This window comes from Murimonas intestini (genome assembly GCF_024622195.1).
Classification (GTDB): Bacteria; Bacillota; Clostridia; order Lachnospirales; family Lachnospiraceae; genus Murimonas; species Murimonas intestini.
Genome location: NZ_JANKBI010000001.1, coordinates 695629 through 716384, shown reverse-complemented (window position 1 = coordinate 716384; position 20756 = coordinate 695629). Strand labels below are relative to the sequence as shown.

General features: G+C 46.8%; 20 protein-coding genes. 19 read left to right on the top strand and 1 reads right to left on the bottom strand.

The annotated features are described in order from the left end of the window. The first annotated feature begins 148 nt into the window (after positions 1 to 148). From NSB28_RS03325 to rpsA, 9 genes are all read left to right on the top strand, one after another. Complete coding sequence (locus NSB28_RS03325; protein ID WP_109624208.1) at positions 149 to 1585, top strand: acyl-CoA carboxylase subunit beta; 1437 nt, start codon at positions 149 to 151, stop codon at positions 1583 to 1585. A gap of 14 nt (positions 1586 to 1599) precedes the next feature. After that, on the top strand, positions 1600 to 2373 hold the full coding sequence (locus tag NSB28_RS03320; RefSeq protein ID WP_257497430.1) for an OadG family transporter subunit: 774 nt from the start codon (positions 1600 to 1602) through the stop codon (positions 2371 to 2373). 18 nt (positions 2374 to 2391) lie between these two features. Next, entirely contained in the window at positions 2392 to 2766 is a 375-nt protein-coding gene (locus tag NSB28_RS03315; protein ID WP_109624209.1) for a biotin/lipoyl-containing protein, read from the top strand. A gap of 16 nt (positions 2767 to 2782) precedes the next feature. After that, positions 2783 to 3931: a sodium ion-translocating decarboxylase subunit beta gene (locus tag NSB28_RS03310; RefSeq protein ID WP_109624210.1), complete on the top strand. Its 1149-nt coding sequence runs from the start codon at positions 2783 to 2785 to the stop codon at positions 3929 to 3931. A 59-nt stretch (positions 3932 to 3990) separates the two neighbouring features. Then, a complete protein-coding gene (locus tag NSB28_RS03305; RefSeq protein WP_109624211.1) occupies positions 3991 to 5403 on the top strand; it encodes an oxaloacetate decarboxylase subunit alpha in 1413 nt (470 codons plus the stop codon). A 76-nt stretch (positions 5404 to 5479) separates the two neighbouring features. Then, positions 5480 to 6706, top strand: a complete 1227-nt coding sequence (locus NSB28_RS03300) for a BaiN/RdsA family NAD(P)/FAD-dependent oxidoreductase (protein WP_109624212.1) — start codon at positions 5480 to 5482, stop codon at positions 6704 to 6706. Between the two features lie 25 nt (positions 6707 to 6731). Further along, positions 6732 to 7412, top strand: a complete 681-nt coding sequence (cmk, locus tag NSB28_RS03295; protein ID WP_109624213.1) for a (d)CMP kinase — start codon at positions 6732 to 6734, stop codon at positions 7410 to 7412. Beyond that, positions 7409 to 8260, top strand: a complete 852-nt coding sequence (locus NSB28_RS03290; protein ID WP_109624214.1) for a 4-hydroxy-3-methylbut-2-enyl diphosphate reductase — start codon at positions 7409 to 7411, stop codon at positions 8258 to 8260. Before cmk ends, NSB28_RS03290 begins: the two co-directional genes overlap by 4 nt. Then, positions 8241 to 9353, top strand: coding sequence for a 30S ribosomal protein S1 (gene rpsA / locus NSB28_RS03285; protein ID WP_109624215.1), 1113 nt, complete (start codon positions 8241 to 8243; stop codon positions 9351 to 9353). Before NSB28_RS03290 ends, rpsA begins: the two co-directional genes overlap by 20 nt. A 164-nt stretch (positions 9354 to 9517) precedes the next feature. Here the strand turns inward: rpsA and NSB28_RS03280 are convergent, their stop codons facing one another. Then, entirely contained in the window at positions 9518 to 10600 is a 1083-nt protein-coding gene (locus tag NSB28_RS03280; protein WP_257497429.1) for a ribonuclease H-like domain-containing protein, read from the bottom strand. Positions 10601 to 10727: 127 nt separating this feature from the next. Between NSB28_RS03280 and NSB28_RS03275 the strand changes: the two genes are divergently transcribed. The 10 genes from NSB28_RS03275 (at position 10728) to NSB28_RS03230 (ending at position 20739) form a co-directional block, all read left to right on the top strand. After that, a complete protein-coding gene (locus NSB28_RS03275; RefSeq protein WP_109624217.1) occupies positions 10728 to 11642 on the top strand; it encodes a putative ABC transporter permease in 915 nt (304 codons plus the stop codon). Beyond that, positions 11642 to 12961 carry an electron transport complex subunit RsxC gene (gene rsxC / locus NSB28_RS03270; RefSeq protein WP_109624218.1) on the top strand — a complete coding sequence of 440 codons (1320 nt, stop codon included), beginning with the start codon at positions 11642 to 11644 and terminating at the stop codon, positions 12959 to 12961. Before NSB28_RS03275 ends, rsxC begins: the two co-directional genes overlap by 1 nt. A 14-nt stretch (positions 12962 to 12975) precedes the next feature. Then, the gene (locus NSB28_RS03265) at positions 12976 to 13914 is read left to right on the top strand and encodes an RnfABCDGE type electron transport complex subunit D (RefSeq protein ID WP_109624219.1); all 939 of its coding nucleotides are present in this window, start codon (positions 12976 to 12978) and stop codon (positions 13912 to 13914) included. Next, complete coding sequence (locus tag NSB28_RS03260; protein ID WP_109624220.1) at positions 13911 to 14534, top strand: RnfABCDGE type electron transport complex subunit G; 624 nt, start codon at positions 13911 to 13913, stop codon at positions 14532 to 14534. The genes NSB28_RS03265 and NSB28_RS03260 overlap by 4 nt, the downstream gene beginning before the upstream one ends. Next, entirely contained in the window at positions 14527 to 15210 is a 684-nt protein-coding gene (gene rsxE / locus NSB28_RS03255) for an electron transport complex subunit RsxE (RefSeq protein ID WP_109624221.1), read from the top strand. The genes NSB28_RS03260 and rsxE overlap by 8 nt, the downstream gene beginning before the upstream one ends. Continuing rightward, positions 15210 to 15785, top strand: coding sequence for an electron transport complex subunit RsxA (gene rsxA / locus NSB28_RS03250; RefSeq protein ID WP_109624222.1), 576 nt, complete (start codon positions 15210 to 15212; stop codon positions 15783 to 15785). Before rsxE ends, rsxA begins: the two co-directional genes overlap by 1 nt. 13 nt (positions 15786 to 15798) lie before the next feature. Then, positions 15799 to 16611, top strand: a complete 813-nt coding sequence (locus tag NSB28_RS03245) for an RnfABCDGE type electron transport complex subunit B (RefSeq protein WP_109624223.1) — start codon at positions 15799 to 15801, stop codon at positions 16609 to 16611. Further along, entirely contained in the window at positions 16611 to 17585 is a 975-nt protein-coding gene (locus NSB28_RS03240) for an AraC family transcriptional regulator (protein WP_109624224.1), read from the top strand. The genes NSB28_RS03245 and NSB28_RS03240 overlap by 1 nt, the downstream gene beginning before the upstream one ends. A gap of 114 nt (positions 17586 to 17699) precedes the next feature. Beyond that, the gene (locus NSB28_RS03235; RefSeq protein WP_109624225.1) at positions 17700 to 18965 is read left to right on the top strand and encodes an L-rhamnose isomerase; all 1266 of its coding nucleotides are present in this window, start codon (positions 17700 to 17702) and stop codon (positions 18963 to 18965) included. Between the two features lie 226 nt (positions 18966 to 19191). Further along, positions 19192 to 20739: a nitrite/sulfite reductase gene (locus NSB28_RS03230; protein ID WP_109624786.1), complete on the top strand. Its 1548-nt coding sequence runs from the start codon at positions 19192 to 19194 to the stop codon at positions 20737 to 20739. The last annotated feature ends 17 nt before the right edge of the window (positions 20740 to 20756 follow it).

The window sequence follows — 20756 nt, the reverse complement described above, 5'->3', positions numbered from 1 at the left end:
GCTTTCATCATTTTTTGACGGCAATTTACGGGAAAAAATTGTTAAAATAATGACAAAACGCTTGCTATTTTTTGAGAAACAAGATACAATTATAATCGGCAGAAAATTGGTTTACTTTATTAAAAATATAAAAATGGAGGGCTGAAAAATGAGTGATACAGCACAAAGCTTAGCAGGCAAAAGAATAGCGTCTTTGCTTGATGAGAACAGTTTTGTTGAAATCGGCGGAAGTGTAACTGCCAGAAATACTGATTTCAACATGCAGGAAAAAGAAACTCCTGCAGATGGCGTTATTACAGGTTACGGTGTGATTGACGGTAATCTTGTATATGTCTACAGCCAGGACGCTTCTGTTTTAGGAGGTTCTATCGGCGAGATGCACGCAAAGAAGATCGCAGGCATCTATGACATGGCTATGAAGATGGGGGCGCCTGTCATTGGTCTCGTTGACTGTGCAGGATTAAGGCTTCAGGAAGCTACAGACGCTCTGAACGCGTTTGGTGAGATTTATCTGAAGCAGGCAATGGCTTCCGGAGTGATCCCGCAGATCACAGCTGTTTTCGGAACATGCGGAGGCGGAATGACTATAGGTTCTGCTTTGACAGATTTTACTTTCATGGAGGACAGCAAAGCTAAATTATTCGTAAACTCTCCAAATGCGCTTGATAATAACCGCGTGGACAAATGCGATACAGCAGCTGCAAAGTTCCAGAGCGAAGAGGCAGGTACTGTTGATTTTACTGGCAGTGAAGAGGATATCTTCGGACAGATCCGCCAGCTGGTATGCATGCTTCCGTCTAACAATGAGGATGATGCATCATATGAAGAGTGTACAGATGATCTGAACAGAGTCTGCCCGGATCTGGCGAACGCATCAGGCGATACTTCGATCCTTCTTTCAAATATCTCAGATGATAATATTTTTGTAGAAGTGAAAGCTTCCTATGCAAAAGAGATGGTGACAGGTTTTATCAAATTAAACGGCATGACAGTGGGCGCTGTGGCAAACCGCACAGAAGTGTATGACGCAGAAGGAAATAAGACAGCAGAATACGACGCCGTGCTGACTACAAAGGGAGCCAGAAAAGCAGCAAAATTTGTTAAATTCTGCGATGCTTTTGAAATCCCTGTACTTACTCTGACAAATGTGAAGGGCTTTAAAGCTGATATGCATTCTGAGAGAAGCATTGCTTCTGCAGTGGCAGAACTGACATATGCTTTTGCAAATGCTACAGTCCCGAAGGTCAATGTGGTTATCGGATCAGCTTTCGGAAGTGCTTATACAGTCATGAACAGCAAAGCGCTGGGAGCAGATATGACTTATGCCTGGGGCAATGCACAGATCGGTATGATGGATGCAAGAGAAGCAGCCAGGATCATGTATCCTGATGCAGATGCAGCCCTTCTGAATGAAAAGGCGGCAGAATATGCTTCTGCTCAGGAAAGCGCCATGGCAGCAGCAAGACGCGGATATGTAGATACTCTGATCGAGGCAGAAGATACCAGAAAATATGTGATCGGAGCTTTTGAAATGTTATTCACGAAAAGAGAAGACCGCCCGAGCAAAAAACATGGCACGGTTTAAGAGAGGTGAATAATATGAAGGGAAAACTGAAAAGTCTGTTACTTGTCGTATGCCTGCTTGTAAGCATGAGCGTTTTCGCAGCATGCGGACAGAAGACAGAGAGCACAGAAAATAACAGCGGCCTGAGCCAAGAGCAGATTGCTTCTTTTGAAAGTTCGGCAGTAGGAATGATTGAGAGCGTCACATCAATGGATGATGCTGCTATGGAATATTATCTGACTTTGAATGATGAATTCACGACAGGCAGTATCCAGTCATGGCAGGGCGTAAAAGAAGAGCTGGGAGCTTATAAAGAGTCAGGTGAACAGTCCTATGAAGTGAAAAATAAGATTATCACAATCACTACAAAAGCTTTCTTTGAGAAGATGGATGCAGATGTGGAGCTGGTTGTGGACTTTTCTAATCTGAACAGCGTTACAGCCACCAGCATGACGTTTAATGTTGACTATCCAATGTCTGTTATGCTGGAGAGAGCGGCTTTAAATACAGTCATGGGTATAGTCATTGTATTTTTAATGCTTCTGTTCCTGAGCTTCCTCATTTCTCTGTTCAAGTATATTCCTAAGCTTACAGAGTCTTTTGGAAAGAAAAAAGAGATCAAAGAAGAGCCGAAGGCTCCTGCAGCTGCAGAAATACCTGCAGTGGAAGAAGAGGAAGAGCTTGTGGATGACGGAGAGCTGGTTGCAGTTATTGCAGCAGCAATCGCAGCATCTGAGAATACTTCTACAGATGGTTTTGTAGTTCGTTCTATTAAAAAAGCAAACCGTAAAAAATGGCAGAAGGCCTGATATTAGGAGGATATTATCATGAAGAATTATACAATTACTGTTAATGGAACAGCATATGATGTAACTGTTGAAGAAGGAACAGGAAGCACAGCGGCAGCTCCTGCGGCAAAAGCAGCGCCAAAGGCAGCTCCGAAAGCAGCTCCTGCAGCGGCACCGAAGGCAGCGGCAGGCGGAGCAGGCGCAGTTAAGGTAACAGCTTCTGTACCGGGTAAGGTATGCAAGATAGAAGCAAGTGCAGGACAGGCTGTAAAGGCCGGAGAAAACATCATGATCCTGGAAGCTATGAAGATGGAGATCCCTGTAGTGGCTCCTCAGGACGGAACAATCGCAAGCATTGATGTAGCAGTAGGTGATGCAGTAGAATCAGGTGACGCATTAGCATCAATGAACTAATATTGGAGGTAGAAAAATGTCATACGTTATTGATACGTTGTCTAACCTACTCCATCAAACGGCATTCTTCAATCTGACCTGGGGCAACTATGTAATGATTCTCGTTGCCTTCGTGTTCCTTTACCTGGCCATCAGGAAAGGATTCGAACCGCTTTTGCTGGTTCCGATTGCATTTGGTATGCTGCTTGTAAATATCTTCCCGGGTATTTTTGCAAGCGCAGAAGAGAGTTCCAATGGAGTGGCAGGGCTTCTTCATATCTTTTACATCTTAGATGAGTGGAGTGTACTTCCGTCATTGATTTTCCTTGGCGTAGGTGCAATGACTGACTTTGGTCCGCTGATCGCGAATCCTAAGAGCTTTATCATGGGTGCGGCAGCGCAGGTTGGTATCTACATCGCATATTTCCTTGCAATCCTTATGGGATTCAATGGAAAAGCAGCAGCAGCTATTTCAATTATCGGCGGCGCAGACGGCCCGACTTCTATTTTCCTTGCAGGAAAGCTCGGACAGTCTACACTGATGGGGCCGATCGCAGTGGCAGCATATTCCTATATGTCACTGGTGCCGATCATCCAGCCTCCGATTATGAAGCTTCTGACAACAGAAAAAGAAAGAAAAATTAAGATGGAACAGCTTCGTCCTGTTTCCAGATTAGAGAAGATCCTCTTCCCTATCATCATCACTGTTGTAGTATGTCTTATACTGCCGACAACAGCACCGCTTGTTGGTATGCTTATGCTTGGTAACCTGTTCCGTGAGTGCGGCGTTGTTAAGCAGCTCTCAGAGACAGCTTCCAATGCGCTTATGTACATCGTAGTTATCCTTCTTGGTACTTCTGTCGGTGCTTCTACAAGCGCTGAAGCTTTCTTAAACCTGGATACACTTAAGATCGTTGCACTTGGTCTTGCAGCATTCGCCTGCGGTACTGCCGGAGGTGTACTGCTCGGAAAACTTATGTGCAAGCTGACCCACGGAAAGATCAATCCTCTGATCGGTTCCGCCGGAGTGTCTGCTGTTCCTATGGCGGCCCGTGTATCGCAGAAGGTCGGTGCGGAGGCAGATCCTACCAACTTCCTTCTCATGCATGCAATGGGACCGAATGTTGCGGGCGTTATCGGTACAGCTGTGGCGGCCGGAACATTCATGGCTATTTTTGGAGTTTAACAAAAAAGGCGGGGCCCGCAGGCTCGCAGCTATAAAATAATAAGGAGGTTCGAATTATAATGGCTGAAATAGAAAAGAAACCAATTAAAATTACCGAGACAGTACTCCGTGATGCCCATCAGTCACTGATTGCCACGAGAATGACAACAGAGCAGATGCTTCCCATCGTGGATAAAATGGATAAAGTCGGATATCATTCTGTAGAGTGCTGGGGCGGTGCTACCTTCGATGCATCCCTTCGTTTCCTGAAGGAAGATCCATGGGAGAGGCTCCGCAAGCTCCGTGCAGGATTTAAAAACACAAAGCTGCAGATGCTTTTCCGCGGACAGAATATCTTAGGATACCGTCCGTATGCAGATGATGTGGTAGAATATTTCGTACAGAAATCTATCGCCAATGGTATTGATATAATCCGTATTTTCGACTGTATGAACGATATCAGAAATCTGCAGACAGCTGTAAGCGCATCAAACAAGGAAAAGGGACATGCGCAGGTAGCTATTTCCTATACATTAGGTGATGCCTACACAATGGATTACTGGATCAAGCTGGCTAAGAATATCGAGGAGATGGGAGCTAATTCCATCTGTATCAAGGATATGGCAGGCCTTCTTGTACCTTACCATGCGACAGAACTTGTAACTGAGTTAAAGAAAGCAGTCAGCATTCCTATCCAGCTGCATACACACTATACATCTGGTGTAGCTTCCATGACATACATGAAAGCCGTTGAGGCAGGCGTGGATGTTATCGACACAGCTATGTCACCGTTTGCTATGGGTACTTCACAGCCGGCTACAGAGGTTATGGTAGAGACCTTTAAGGGTACGCCGTATGATACCGGATTTGACCAGAATCTTCTGGCAGAGATCGCTGATTACTTCAGGCCGATGAGAGACGAGGCTCTTGATTCAGGGCTTCTGAATCCAAAGAACCTGGGTGTTAACATCAAGACCCTGTTATATCAGGTACCGGGTGGTATGCTCTCCAACCTGACATCCCAGCTGAAAGAACAGCATGCTGAAGATAAGTACTATGAGGTTCTGGAAGAGGTTCCGAGAGTACGTAAAGACTTAGGTGAGCCTCCTCTTGTAACACCGTCATCCCAGATCGTTGGTACACAGGCTGTATTCAATGTAATCATGGGTGAGCGTTATAAGATGGTAACAAAAGAGACAAAGGCTGTCCTTTCAGGCGAATACGGCGCAACAGCAAAGCCGTTTAACCCGGAAGTACAGAAAAAATGTATTGGCGACAAGCAGCCGATTACCTGCCGCCCAGCAGATCTCTTAGAACCAGAGTTACACAAAATTGAAGCAGAGATGTCCCAGTGGAAAGAACAGGATGAAGATGTACTCACATATGCACTGTTCCCACAGGTTGCAACAGAATTCTTCAAATACAGAGCAGCACAGAAGACAAAAGTCGATCCGGCTGCAGCTGATACAAAGGACGGAGCATATCCGGTATAAGAGGTTCCTTCGAAGGCGGAGACAGGCAATGGGGTGTCTCCGCCCTTTTTAAAAGAATATTTACGATGGAGATAAGATGAGCAGAGTTGTAATAGCAGGAGGCGGAGCGGCAGGGATGATGGCATCCATATCAGCCGCCCGGTCAGGACATGAGGTGCATGTCTATGAGAAAAATGAGAAGCTGGGGAAAAAGCTGTTTATCACGGGAAAGGGCAGGTGCAACCTGACTAATGCCTGTGATATGGAGACACTTTTTGAGAATGTCTGTTCCAACAGGAAATTTCTGTACAGCGCATTTTACGGTTTCAGCAATCAGGATACAGTAGCCTTTTTTGAGGACTGCGGACTGAAGGTAAAATTGGAGAGAGGGGACCGTGTTTTTCCGGCCTCAGACCATTCTTCTGATGTCATAGGTGTGCTTTCCAGGAAAATGAAAGAACTGGGAGTGAATGTCCATCTGAACTGCGGCGTCAAAGAACTAGTGATAGAAGAAGGAAAAGTAAAGGGAATCCTGACGGAGGGAAACGCATTAATACCGGCTGATGAGGTCATCATAGCCACAGGCGGGATTTCCTATCCCAGCACCGGTTCAACAGGAGACGGATACCGGTTTGCAAGAGCGGCGGGGCATACAGTGAGTGAATTGAGCCCTGCACTTGTACCTCTCAATATAAAAGAGGACTTTGCAAAACAGCTGCAGGGATTGTCTCTGCGCAATGTGCGTGCAGGCGTGTTTAAAGGGAAAAAGTGCCTGTACGAGGATTTCGGAGAGATGATGTTCACCCACTTCGGCGTCACAGGGCCATTAATACTGAGCGCCAGCAGCCTGATCCAGAAGGAGCTTAAAAAAGGGCCGCTGACACTATCCATCGATTTAAAGCCGGCTCTCTCACAAGAGCAGCTGGATGCCAGGATACTGAGGGACTTTAAGGAGAGCAAGAATAAGCAGTTCAAGAATTCACTGGGCGGCCTCTTCCCCTCCAAGCTGATTCCTGTGATGGTAGAATTATCGGGAATAATGCCGGAAAAACAGGTAAATGAGATCTCGCGGGAGGAAAGAACGGGATTTCTTCATAAAATCAAGCATTTAGAGTTGACCATAACAGGGCTTAGAGATTATAATGAAGCTATTATTACTAAAGGCGGGGTCGTGGTAAAGGAAATAAATCCGGCCACGATGGAATCAAAGCTGGTAAAAGGACTCTATTTTATTGGAGAGGTGCTGGACCTGGATGCATTGACCGGTGGGTTTAATCTGCAGATAGCCTGGTCCACTGCCGTAGCTGCCGGAGGTAATATTTGATCAGTAGCAAAATGAGGAGGAAAACATGAGTTTCAACATTGCGGTTGACGGACCTGCAGGAGCAGGAAAAAGCACCATCGCCAGGAAGGTAGCAAAGAAACTTAAGTTTATCTATGTGGATACCGGAGCCATGTACAGGGCAATGGCGGTGTATATGCTGCGCAGCCATGTGGACTGTACAGATGAGGCAGCGCTGGAAGAGGCATGCAGAAAGATCAGCATTGAGCTGGCCTATGAGGACGGTGAACAGCAGGTTATATTAAATGGTGAGAATGTTACACCGTATATAAGGACTGAAGAGGTGAGCCAGATGACATCCAGGTTATCTGCCAGGCCGGCGGTCCGCGCAGCGCTTCTGAATCTTCAGCGCAGGCTGGCAGAGGAGCAGGATGTCCTGATGGATGGACGTGACATCGGCACCCAGGTGCTTCCTGACGCACAGCTGAAGATATACCTGACGGCCAGCCCGGCTGCCAGGGCGAAGAGGCGTTATCTGGAATATCTTGAAAAGGGTGATAACACTCACAGCCTGGAGGAGATCGAAAGGACTATAGCTGAGAGGGACGAGCGGGATATGAACCGGGAGATCGCGCCCTTGAAGCAGGCAGATGACGCTGTTCTGGTAGACACTTCAGATATGGGGATAGAAGAGGTGACCAGCCATATTATTTCCCTGTATGAAGAGAAAAAGGCGGCTGCAGAATGAAGGTCATAACAGCAAAAACAGCAGGATTCTGCTTCGGTGTGAAAAGGGCAGTAGACAAAGTGTATGAACAGGCGGAAAAGGGCGAGACACCTGTATACACCTATGGCCCCATCATCCATAATGAGGAAGTCGTGAAGGATCTGGAAAAAAAGGGAGTCATGGTCATCGGCTCTGCAGAAGAACTTTCGCAGCTTCACGAGGGAACTGTTGTCATCAGGTCCCACGGGGTCTCAAAAGAGATCTATGATATGATAAAACAGCAGGGACTGCATCTGATAGATGCTACCTGTCCCTTCGTGCTTAAGATCCACAATATAGTGAGAGAGCAGAGTGCAAAGGGCGCCCGCATTGTAATTATAGGCAACAAGAGCCATCCGGAGGTCGAAGGCATTTACGGGTGGTGTGATGGCGGCGCAGCAGTCATTGCCACGGAGGAAGAGGCATTAAATTTTACTTCGACTCCGGGACAGAAGATATGTATTGTGTCACAGACGACATTTAATTACAATAAATTTAATAAATTAGTTGAAATTATTTCTGAAAAGGGTTATGATATACTTGTTTTAAATACGATTTGCAACGCCACGGCAGAGCGTCAAACCGAGGCAGCCGAGATTGCAAAGGCGGTTGACGCTATGATTGTCATAGGCGGCAGGAATAGTTCCAACACGCAGAAGCTATTTGAAATATGTAAAAATGAATGTGAAAATACTTACTATATACAGACACTGGTTGATTTGGATGTACATTCGTTACCGTCCATGAGTTGCGTAGGTATTACCGCAGGGGCTTCAACCCCAAATAAAATTATTGAGGAGGTTCAAAACAATGTCAGAAATGAGCTTTGAACAAATGCTGGATGAATCATTTAAAACAATTCATAATGGAGAGGTAGTCGAAGGTACAGTCATCGATGTAAAAGAAGACGAAATTATCTTAAACATTGGCTATAAAGCAGACGGTATCATCACTAGAAACGAATACACGAACGATTCTAACGTAGATCTTCGTACCCTTGTGAAGGTAAACGACACAATGGAAGCAAAGGTCCTGAAAGTAAACGATGGAGAGGGACAGGTTCTTCTCACATATAAGAGACTGGCAGCTGAAAAAGGCAATAAGAGGCTGGAAGAGGCATTCAATACTCAGGAAGTATTAAAAGCTCCTGTTGCCCAGGTACTTGACGGCGGATTAAGTGTCGTTGTGGAAGATGCAAGAGTATTTATTCCTGCAAGTCTCGTGTCCGACACTTATGAGAAGAATTTATCTAAGTATGCAGGACAGGAGATCGAATTCGTGATCAGCGAATTTAACCCGCGCAGAAGAAGGATCATCGGCGACAGAAAACAGCTTCTTGTGGCTAAGAAGGCACAGATGCAGAAAGAACTGTTTGAGAGGATCAGCGCAGGTGATGTAGTTGAAGGAACGATCAAGAATGTTACAGATTTCGGTGCATTTATTGATTTAGGCGGTGCAGACGGCCTGCTTCATATCTCAGAGATGTCCTGGGGACGTGTTGAGAATCCAAAGAAGCTCTTTAAGGTCGGTGAAAAGCTTACAGTTCTGATCAAGGATATCAGCGGGGACAAGATTGCCCTCAGCCTGAAATTTGCAGACCAGAATCCATGGCTGACAGCTGCTGATAAATTTGCAGTTGGAAATGTGGTAGACGGAAGAGTTGCCAGAATGACAGACTTCGGCGCATTTGTTGAGCTGGAGCCGGGCGTTGACGCTCTCCTTCATGTTTCACAGATTTCTCATGACCATGTTGAGAAGCCGTCAGATGTGCTGAGCGTAGGTCAGGAAATCACAGCAAAGGTCGTTGATTTCAACGAAGATGAAAAGAAGATCAGCCTGAGCATGAAGGCACTGGAAAACGCATCAGCAAGAGAAGCAGAAGAGACATATGACGATATGGATTATGTTCCTACAGAGGAATAAGCGGTAAGTATTCTCTGATGGCAGCTTTTAGCTTCTTATCTCAGGTAAAATTATAAAAAAAAGGGCCCGGATCTTTCAATCTGGGTCTTTTTGATTCCCGCGGGCAATGGGCCTGGCGGACATGCCAGAGCGCGTTTAGCCGCTGCCGCGGGGTTTTTGGGTTGTCAGCCTGTCATATTCTCCAGAAGAGAGTGAATATACTTTTTAAGAGTATCTTTGCTGGCAAGAAATTCATCTGTGCATTCAAAGTAAGCAGCAGGACTTTTGTAATCCTCATAAAAGGCAGGCCCAAAAGCTTCACTGCCCTGAGGAAGGAAGAAGCCGGACTTTTTAGAATAGCAGGTAGAAGCCCTGGCAGGTGTCCTGTATTCTTTATCTACGTAGGATGCGACGCTTTTGTGGACTGCCGTATCTTCCCTGGGAAGGTAATAGTAGTTTTTATAATCAGGAAAGAAGTATTTTAATTCTCCCTGCAGCCCGTATATGAGCATACGGGCATCCTGCTGTGCGGCTGTCAAATAAAAGCTGCTGCAGCCCCAGGATATCCTGCGCGGGAGAGGGGTTGGCAGGCTGAGGATAAGTTCCAGGGAAAAATCATGAATGTCATCAGACCCGGTCCGGCATTCCCTGACAGTAAAATCTCCTTCCAGGAAGTCAGTATATGCGAAAAAAGAGAGCAGGCTTAACATGCCCAGCACATCGTCATGGTTGTGCAGGAGGAGAAGCTGTTTTGATGTGTCATCATGGTTCAGGAGATAATTCCTGTAGACAGGTATCAGTTCTCCGCCGGTGTACTCATCTTCACGTTTCGCATTTATAAATTCCTGAAGCGACTTCTGATTCATGTGTGAAGCCTTCAGCAGGGGTTTTAAGGGAAGAAATGACTTATAGAGGTCCAGACTTCCATACGAAGTAAAATCCTCCTCTATGCCCAGCATACGGGCTCTGCAGGCCAGGAAGGGCAGATCAAACCTGTCACCGTTAAAATGGATCAGTGTACTGTGCCGGCGGCACAGGCCGGCAAATGCATTTAAAAGCTTTGCCTCTTCTTCCGGGTCATCTGACATCCACTGGCACATCTGCCAGCAGTCATCCTCATATGAGACGGCGCCTATCAGATAAACCCCGGAATTTTTTGGAGAAAATCCAGTCGTTTCTATATCGAAAAAAACAGCCTCCTGCGGAAGGCATTTCTTTTCAAGAGGGTAGGGCAGAGCGCCGGTGAACGGCAGTTTCTGTATAGTCATGGTAAAAGCCTCCTTTTCTTTTGCATTTCCCTGCATATTGAGGTAAAATGTAATAACAGGCATAATGTGCACTTAGATTATAGCGCATTTTCAAATGATGGGATAGTATGAATTTACGAGGTACACAATGTGGAATTTTGAGATACTTGGAGTAAGTCTGTATCATATTGCAGCATGGCTGTATATATACAGTTTTTTAGGATGGGTGTGGGAAAGTGCTTTTATTTCTTTTAAACAGAAAAAGCTTGTCAACAGAGGATTTGTTACAGGTCCCCTGTGTACTATTTACGGGGTGGGGGCAGTCAGCGTCTATCTGATACTCAGACCGCTGGGAGATAATCCGCTGCTTGTATATCTGGGCGGTGTGGCAGTTGCCACTGTTCTGGAGTATATCACGGCAGTATTGATGGAAGCAATTTTTCATGCCTGCTGGTGGGACTACAGTACTAAGAAATTTAATTTCCAGGGTAAGATCTGTCTTGGAAGCTCTGTGGCCTGGGGATTTTTTACTTTGATCATGTTTAAGGTCCTGCAGCCTTTTGTAGAATTGGTGACAGGTCTTGTTGACCAGGAGACAGGGCAGTCAATTATTATAGCGGTGACAGTCCTGTATGCAGCAGATTTTGCATATTCCATGACCTCCGCTGTCAATCTTGGCCAGAAGCTTGGCAGGCTGCAGCTGAAGCTGGGGGAAGTGGCTGAGTATTTCCTGAACACAAAGATCATGACTTCAGTGGATGAATTCAGGGAAAAATGGGAGAATTACACAATCTACAGTATTAAGACGAGTTTCAGGGAGAAAGTAGATCTCTATCAGGAAAAGCTGGCGGAGCAGCTGGAAAGCCGGGGACTTACCCAATACAGAGATGCAGCGGCAGAGAAGCTCTCATCACTCAGAGAGAGCTATATGAAGGCTGTTGAAAAGGGAAGCTTCGGTGCAAGGCGTTTTATGAGAGCGTATCCTAGCCTGAGCAGGATTTCCAGGTTTAAGATAAAAAGAAATATCAAAAAGAAGAATAAGAGGGAAAGGAAGGAAAAGTAATGGCACGACTTACATTTAAAGGCGGCGTTCATCCGTATGACGGAAAGGAATTATCTAAAGATAAGCCTATCAGGACTGTGCTGCCCGAAGGGGAGCTGGTATACCCGCTGTCACAGCATATCGGGGCGCCTGCCGTACCAATCGTAAAAAAAGGAGACCATGTTCTTCTGGGACAGAAGATCGCAGATGCGGGAGGATTTGTATCAGCATGCATCTGTTCATCTGTATCAGGTACGGTAAAAGCCATTGAACCGAGGCTTACTGTCACAGGGGCGGAGGCCATGGCTATTGTCATTGAAAATGACGGCAAATATGAAGAAATAGAATGGCCCAAGGCCAGGCCTCTTGATGAGCTTACAGGGGCAGAGATACTGGACATGATAAAAGAGGCCGGTATAGTTGGCATGGGTGGTGCGGGATTTCCTACACATGTAAAGCTTTCCCCAAAAGAACCAGATAAGATCGATTATATTATTGCTAACTGCGCGGAATGTGAGCCGTATCTGACCTCTGATTACCGCAGGATGCTGGAGGAGCCTGAGAAAGTTGTGGGCGGCCTGCGGACGGCGCTGAGGATATTCCCTCATGCGAAAGGTATCCTGGCTGTGGAGGACAACAAGCCGGACGCGGCGGCTCTTCTTCGGGAGGCAGCTGCAAAGGATGACAATATCGAGATCATGCTGCTGAAGACAAAATATCCCCAGGGTGCAGAGCGCCAGCTGATCTATGCGACTACAGGACGGATGATCAATTCTTCCATGCTGCCGGCTGATGCAGGCTGTGTTGTAAATAACTGTGATACGATAACTGCTATCTATAAGGCTGTAAATGAGAGACGCCCTCTCATGCACAGGATCGTGACAGTCACCGGTGACGCTGTTAAAGAGCCTCAGAACTTCAGTGTTCCCACAGGAACAAATTACCAGCAGCTCATAAAAGAGGCAGGGGGCTTCAGGGAAGAGCCGATCAAGATAATCTCAGGCGGTCCTATGATGGGAGTATGTATCTATGATCTGAATGTACCTGTCACAAAGACTTCATCCGCACTGCTCTGCCTGACAAAGGATGAGGTAGCGGAATTTGAGCCGACAGCCTGCATTAATTGCGGAAAATGTGTGAGTGTCTGCCCGGGGCGTGTAGTTCCCTCGAGGCTTGCAGATTATTCCATGAGGCACGACGAGGAAAGCTTCCTGAAGGCAGACGGAATGGAGTGCTGTGAATGTGGATGCTGCAGCTTTATCTGTCCTGCCAAGAGGCCTCTGACACAGTACATAAAGTCTATGCGCCGTATTATCCTGGCGAACAGAAAGAAAAAATAGGAGGAAGAGAAGAAATGAGTGATTTATTAAATGTATCATCCAATCCTCATGTCAGGTCAAGAGTGAAGAGCAGCGACATCATGCTGATCGTCCTGATCTCCCTGCTTCCTGCCAGCATATTTGGGGTATGGCATTTTGGGTTTAATGCCTTGCTGCTGATAGTTGTCAGCGTGGCTTCATGTGTGCTGACAGAGTATGCATATGAGAGGCTGATGCACAAAAAAGTAACGATCAAAGATTACAGCGCTGCCGTGACAGGCCTTCTGCTGGCCCTGAACCTGCCTTCATCAGCTCCCTGGTGGATACCGGTTATCGGCGGTGTATTTGCCATTTTGGTGGTAAAGCAGCTGTTCGGAGGACTGGGACAGAACTTTATGAACCCTGCACTGGGCGCCAGATGCTTCCTGCTGATTTCTTTTACAGGAAGGATGACGAATTTTGCATATGACAGCTTTACAGGCGCTACGCCTCTGGCAGCTCTGAAAGCCGGGGAAGCAGTGAATGTATGGGATATGTTTACAGGCAACATCGCCGGGACCATAGGTGAGACTTCCGTCATAGCCCTGCTGATCGGCGCTGTGCTGCTTCTTGTGACAGGTGCCATTGATCTGCGCATACCGGGTACATATATTTTGAGCTTTATTATTTTTGTCCTTATTTTCTCAGGACATGGTTTTGATATGCAGTATCTGGCTGCACAGCTCTGCGGTGGAGGACTGATCCTGGGCGCTTTCTTTATGGCCACAGACTATGTCACATCTCCGATCACAAAGACGGGGCAGCTGGTGTATGGGTGTATATTGGGGATACTGACAGGGCTGTTCCGGATTTTCGGGAATTCAGCGGAAGGTGTTTCTTATGCGATCATTTTCTCAAACCTGCTGGTGCCGGTCATAGAAAAACTGACACCTCCCACAGCCTTTGGAAAAAGTAGAAGGAGGGAAAAAGCATGAACAAAATAGTTAAGAATGCCTTGATCCTCATGGCTATTACCCTTGTAGCCGGCATCCTTTTAGGCGCCGTGTACGAGATCACAAAAGGGCCTATTGCAAAGCAGGAAGAGCAGGCGAAGATGGATGCTTATAAAGAAGTCTTCCAGGATGCGGATACCTTTGAGGAAATTCCGGAGGATGTGCTCTCAGGAGATGATATGAGGAAAGTGCTTGATGAGAATGACCTGGCCGCATGTACTGTTAAAGAAGTCTTAAAGGCCCTGGATGCAGGCGGAAAAACTATCGGTGTTGTTATGAATATCACTGACAGTGAAGGATATGGCGGAGACATTAATTTCTCAATGGGAATCCAGAACGATGGTACAGTGAACGGCATTGCCATCCTGACCATCAGTGAGACAGCCGGTCTTGGAATGAAAGCAGATACCGATGAATTTAAATCCCAGTTTGCGGGCAAGAAGGTAGATAAATTCCAGTACACAAAAACCGGAGCCGAATCAGAAGACCAGATCGATGCTATCAGCGGGGCGACAATCACTACAAACGCTGTCACAAACGGCGTGAATGCTGGCATCTGCCTCTTCAAAAGTATAGAGGAAGGAGGAATCTTAGGTGAATAAGCTTACAGAACGCCTATACAATGGTTTAATAAAAGAAAATCCTACATTTGTGCTGATGCTGGGCATGTGTCCTACACTGGCTGTCACTACTTCAGCGGTCAACGGCCTTGGCATGGGACTGACGACAATGGTTATCCTTGCCCTGTCCAATCTGATGATCTCAGCTCTGCGCAAAGTGATCCCAAATGGTGTCAGGGTCCCGGCGTTTATCGTTATCGTGGCTTCATTTGTAACGATAGTGCAGTTTTTGCTGCAGGCCTATATCCCGACCTTATATGACAGCCTGGGTATCTACATTCCTCTTATTGTTGTAAACTGTATCATCCTGGGCCGTGCAGAGGCCTATGCCTCTAAGAATCCGGTGCTCCCGTCTCTTTTCGACGGAATTGGAATGGGTCTGGGCTTTACTCTTGGGCTTACATGTATAGGCGCAGTGCGTGAACTCATCGGTGCGGGACAGCTTTTCGGACAGCAGATCATGCCTTCGTCCTATGAGCCTGTGACGATCTTCATCCTGGCCCCCGGCGCTTTCCTTGTACTGGCAGTGCTGACGGCGGTTATGAATAAGGTGAAGATGAATGCAGAGAAAAAGGGCAGGGAGACAAAAATAAACACAGATATTTGCAGCGGTTCCTGTGCTGCCTGTGACAATAACTGTAAAGGAGGCCGGGAATAATGAAAGAATTGCTTATGATTGCAGTTGGAAGCGCACTTATCAATAATGTAGTATTGAGCCAGTTCCTGGGCCTGTGTCCGTTCCTGGGCGTATCTAAGAAGATGAGTACGGCAGCCGGCATGGGAGCGGCAGTTGTATTTGTACTTACCATTTCCTCTCTGGTGACCAGCCTGATCTATGAATTTATCCTGGTCCCGGCAGATGTGAAGTATCTGCAGACGATCGTATTTATTCTTGTCATTGCAGCGCTGGTGCAGTTTGTGGAGATGGTTTTAAAGAAGATGAGCCCCGGTCTCTATCAGGCACTTGGAGTTTATCTTCCTCTGATCACGACAAACTGTGCAGTGTTAGGTGTAGCGCTTATAAATGTACAGAAATCATACGGGATACTGGAGGGCGTTGTGAACGGATTTGCCACGGCTGTTGGTTTTACAATTGCTATTGTGCTGATGGCAGGCATCCGTGAGAAAACGGAGTACAATGATGTTCCGGCTTCTTTCAAAGGTTCCCCCATCGTACTGCTGACTGCTTGCCTGATGGCAATTGCGTTTTTCGGCTTTTCAGGCCTGAAATAGGGAGGAGATAAGGATGAGTATAACAGGGATTTTGATAGCTGCCGCTATAGTAGGCGGTACCGGACTGCTCCTCGGCCTGTTTCTTGGAGCGGCGGATAAGAAGTTTAAGGTAGAAGTCGATGAAAAGGAAATGGCCGTCAGGGAAGAGCTTCCGGGGAATAACTGCGGAGGCTGCGGTTTTGCCGGATGTGATGCTCTTGCCAAGGCAATTGCCAGCGGTGAGGCGAAACCGGATGCCTGCCCGGTGGGCGGAGCGTCTGTGGCGGAAAAGATTGCCGCTATCATGGGAGAAGAAGTCGGGGAAACAAAGCATATGGTGGCATTTGTAAAATGCTCCGGCGACTGTAATAATGTAAAGGTGATTTATGATTATTACGGCGCTGACGACTGCGAGATGCTGGCATTTGTCCCCTCAGGAGGCCCTAAGAGCTGTAATTACGGCTGTCTGGGCTTTGGCACATGTGTGAAGGTATGTCCGTTTGATGCGATCCATGTAGTTGACGGCATCGCCGTGGTAGACAGGGAAAAGTGCAAGGCCTGCGGCAAATGTGTGGCCCACTGTCCGAAGCATCTGATCGAACTTGTGCCATATGAGATGGAGCACCTTGTAAAATGCGCCTCCCAGGATAAAGGCAAGCAGACAATGCAGAACTGCCAGGCAGGATGTATCGGCTGCAAGAAGTGTGAGCGCGCATGTCCCGCAGAAGCTGTGACCGTAACAAATAATGTGGCACATGTAGATACAGAAAAATGTGCAAACTGCGGTGTCTGCGCTCTGGAATGCCCGAGAAAGATCATCACCAATATACCGGAAAAGAAGCAGTGATGAGAAGCAGCCTGATAGAATATCTCAAGCCTGTCACAGAAGAGGAGGCAAGAATCCTCTCCGGAGACGGGAGGATCCAGAGAGAACTTTACACTACTGGGCCTGAGTTTACTGTGGACAGTGAGAAGATGATGGAAAAAGGGCGCCTGATCGATATCAGGAAACATACCCGGTTCATCGCATTTCCGGAGCATAAGCATAATTACATTGAAATCATGTATATGTGTTTGGGAAGCACTGTCCATGTAATAAACGGCGCCACAGAAGTGGTGCTGGGTGAAGGAGATCTGCTCTTTCTGAACCAGTTTTCTTCCCATGAGATCCTGCCGGCAAAAGAAGACGATATCGGGATCAATTTTGTCGTGCTGCCGGAGTTTTTTGATGAAGTGCTGCCTATGCTGAATCAGGAGAATGCCCTGAGCAGCTTTCTTATCAGCACACTGAAGAGGAACACGGATACGGCAGGATATCTGCATTACCATGTGGCAGATGTCCTGCCAATACAGAATCTTGTGGAGAACCTGGTATGGTCACTGCTGAACCGCCAGAGCAATTACCGCCAGATCAATCAGACCACCATGGGGCTTCTGTTCATGCAGCTGGTCAATGAGACAGACCGCATCGAATCAGGAAATCCTGAGCAGTATTCAGAAGTATTTATCATGCAGGTGCTCAAATATATTGAAGAGAACTATAAGACGGCATCCCTGGGGGAGATCGCTCTTCGAATGAACCAGTCAGATTCCAATATGAGCAAGATCGTCAAGAATCTGACAGGACGCACCTTCAAGGAGCTTCTGCAGGATAAGAGGATGAGGCAGGCAGAGCATCTTTTAAAGGACACGAGGCTGCCGATCACAGATATCATATACCAGGTGGGATATGACAATACAAGTTATTTTCACAGGATATTCAGAGAGCTGCACGGTATGAGCCCAAAGAAATACAGAGACACACTGGCATATGGAAAATAAGGACGTAAATCTTAGAATTTACGTCCTTGTTTTTTTACAGGCACAAAGGTATAATGGAGACATCAATAATTGTCCGGGAGACGGACATTTATGAAGAAAGGTGGAGCTTAAACTATGTATGATGTAAAAAAAGGATATGAGGCTGCAAAAGAGTTCTATGCACAGTACGGAATCGATGTGGATGAAGCGATCAGGATCGCAGATGAGACACCGATCTCCATGCACTGCTGGCAGGGAGATGATGTAGGCGGAACAGAGTTAAAAGAGGATAAGTCACTGACAGGCGGTATCCAGACTACAGGAAATTATCCCGGAAAAGCCAGGAACGGGGAAGAGCTTCGTTCTGATATAGAAGAAGCCATGAAGTTCATTCCAGGAAATCTGAAGATGAACATCCATGCTAATTACCAGGAGGCAGACCATTTTGTTGACCGTAATGAAATTGCCCCTGAGCATTTTGATAAGTGGGTAGACTGGGCTGTTGAAAAAGGTATCGGACTTGACTTTAACCCTACATATTTCGCACATCCCAAGAGTGAAAACGGAACACTCTCTGCAGCAGATGAAGATGTCCGTAAATTCTGGGTTGAGCACGGAATCAAATGCCGTCAGATCGGTGAATATTTCTACAAAAAAACAGGAAAACCATGTGTGATCAACCATTGGACACCGGACGGCGATAAAGAAGTGCCCATCGATACCCTGGGGCCAAGAGAGCGCTTAAAGAAGAGCTATGATGAGATCTTTGAGGCAACAAAGGATGTAGAAGGCGTAATCGACGGTATTGAGTCTAAAGTATTCGGCATCGGAGCTGAGAGTTACACAGTAGGTTCCCATGAATTCTGTATGGGATATGTGATGAAAGCAAATAAAGACCACATCATCATGACACTTGATGACGGACATTATCATCCTACAGAGATGGTATCCGGCAAACTGTCCAGCATCTTCACATTTGCAGATTCAGTTCTGCTTCATGTGACACGTCCTGTACGCTGGGATTCTGACCATGTAGTCGGATTCGATGATGAGACAAAGGCAATCTTCGAAGAGCTTGTGCGCATGAATAAACTGCAGGATACTTATGTTGCAACTGACTTCTTTGATGCGTCCATCAACCGTATCGCAGCATGGGTCATCGGTCTGCGCAACACAAGAAAAGCTATGCTGGCAGCTCTGCTTCAGCCAAATGCATACATGAAAGAGCTGGAAGCAAAAGGCGATGTAAGTGCAAGACTTGCGTATAAAGAAGAGTTTAAGGCAGCTCCATTTGCCCTCGTATGGGATTACTACTGTGACCAGAAAGGTGTTGGTGTCAGCCTGGATTGGTTAAAAGATGTACAGCAGTATGAAAAAGACGTACTTTCCAAAAGGGCATAGGAAGACTGTGCGGAGGTAAACAGGCAGTAGGGCAGCAGTTCAGGATGTCTGAAATGCTCTGCGAAAATAGAATAATAAGCCGGCCGGCAGTATAGCTGGCTGAGAATAGAGGGTGCTTATATCAGCATCCTCTTATTTATTTCTATAGGAAGCGCGTGCACAGTGTATATAAACAGGAGAAACAGGCAATGCTGTATTAGAAAAAACAGAAATGGGGTATTGCCTGATGAGAAATCTTAATGTCCGTTCTCTTAGAGAAGACATGGAAGAATTTAAAGAAAAAACAGACGCTTTTTATGCCGGTGAGATGGATAAGGGAGCCTACAAAGCCTTTTCCGGGCGTTTTGGCAGCTATGCCCAGAGAGGCGGGACGGCAAATATGCTCCGCCTTCGTTTGCCGGCAGGCAGGATAACAAAGGAACGGTTAGATTTTATTGCAGACATCCTGGCACAATACCATGTAAAGCGGGCGCATTTTACAACCTGCCAGACGATCCAGCTGCATGACCTGAGCGGAAAGGATGCATATGAAATCATGGCCCGGGCATTGGATGCCGGCATCATAACCGCCGGAGGAGGCGGTGATTATCCGCGCAATGTCATGTGCTCCCCGCTTGCAGGTGTGGAGAAGGGAGAGTATTTTGACATCCTCCCCTGGGCTGAGGCGGCCGGGGATTATCTGCTGACTCTTATACAGGCAGAGAAAATGCCCAGAAAGCTGAAGGTGGCTTTTTCTAATACCCCGGAAAATATAACTCATGCCACTTACCGTGATCTGGGGTTTGCCGCCAGACCGGATGGCAAATTTGATGTATACAGTGCAGGGGGACTGGGAAACAATCCCCGGCTGGGTGTAAAGACAGGAGAAGCTGTGGATCCTTCAGATATTCTTTATTATATTAAGGCTATGTGGCTTACCTTTCTGGCCTATGGAAATTATGAGTCCAGAGGGAAGGCACGTACCAGATATATGCAGGAATCGCTGGGAGGGCCTGAGGCCTATGTGAATGCTTACAGAGAAAAACTGGAAGAAGCTTACGGCTCCGGGGAGGATTTGAAGCTTTCCATATCTGCAAAGGAGACTGGCAAAAGAGGTGACGGAAGCTGTGCGCAGGGATTCAGGGTCATCCCCCAGAAACAGGAAGGGCTGTACAGTGTCCTGTACCATCCAATCGGCGGACAGCCGGGGGTCTCATGGTTTGCCTCGGTCAGTGAGGTCATAAGAAATATGGAGGACGTGGAGCTGCGTCTTTCACCGGATCAGTCAGTCTATATCATTAATCTCACGGGAAATGAAGCCAGGAAAATACTGAAAGCTACTGACGACGGGGCGGCTACCCTGTTTGAGACGTCTGTAAGCTGTATAGGCGCATCTACCTGCCAGACAGGCGTCAGAGATTCCCAGGGACTGCTGAGGGCCTGTGTGGAGGCAGTAAGAGAAGCAGGTCTTCCTGATACGGCGCTTCCGCAGATACACATCTCCGGGTGTGCTTCCTCATGCGGCACGCATCAGACAGGCGCTATAGGCTTCCATGGTACTGCAAAAAAAATAGATAAGACAACTTATCCTGCTTACTTTCTTCATGTAAATGGACGGGAGGGACAGAAGGATGCACGTATGGGGACCAGGCTTGGAATCATTCTGGAAAAAGACATTCCCGGTTTTCTCATAGAGACAGGGAAAGAAGCAGCAGCAGCCGGACTGGATTACAGAAGATGGAATGAAGAAAATCCTGGGAAACTGGAAGAGATCGCAGCTAAATATCTTGTATGAATCAAATACCCTTGGCA